Genomic DNA, 374 nt, shown 5'->3' with positions numbered 1-374 from the left:
CTTGAACATCTGCTGCAGACTGAAACCCTGCCCGCGCAGGACCGAGGCGACCGCGGAATGGCTGATCTCGCGCCCCATCGCGGTCAACGTTTCGGCCAGGTGCCGGGTCGACTTCGTCGTCCAACGCAACGGCGACTCCGGGTGCCCGCGGCTTTCGGGCTCGACCAGCCCGTCCAGTGCCTCGACCAGCCCGGGGTCTGCGACCTCAGCCTTCTTGCGACCCCCTCCCGGCGCCCGCACACGTGCCGTGCCTTTCGGTTCCTCGTCGAGTTCCGTGAGACCTCGCGAGATCGTGGCACGCGCCGACCCGGTCGCCCTCGATACCACCGATATTCCCCCGCGCCCCCAGGTACGCGCCTCGGCAGCCATTGCCA

Annotated in this window: 1 protein-coding gene; it reads right to left on the bottom strand. The window is 69.0% G+C overall.

What is annotated here, in order from left to right:
• A partial coding sequence (locus MXD60_RS26335; RefSeq protein WP_518468730.1) for an ISAzo13-like element transposase-related protein occupies positions 1–374 on the bottom strand: 374 nt, incomplete at both ends.

This window comes from Frankia sp. AgB32, assembly GCF_023243045.1.
Classification (GTDB): domain Bacteria; phylum Actinomycetota; class Actinomycetes; order Frankiales; family Frankiaceae; genus Frankia.
This window is presented reverse-complemented; position numbering and strand designations above follow the sequence as displayed.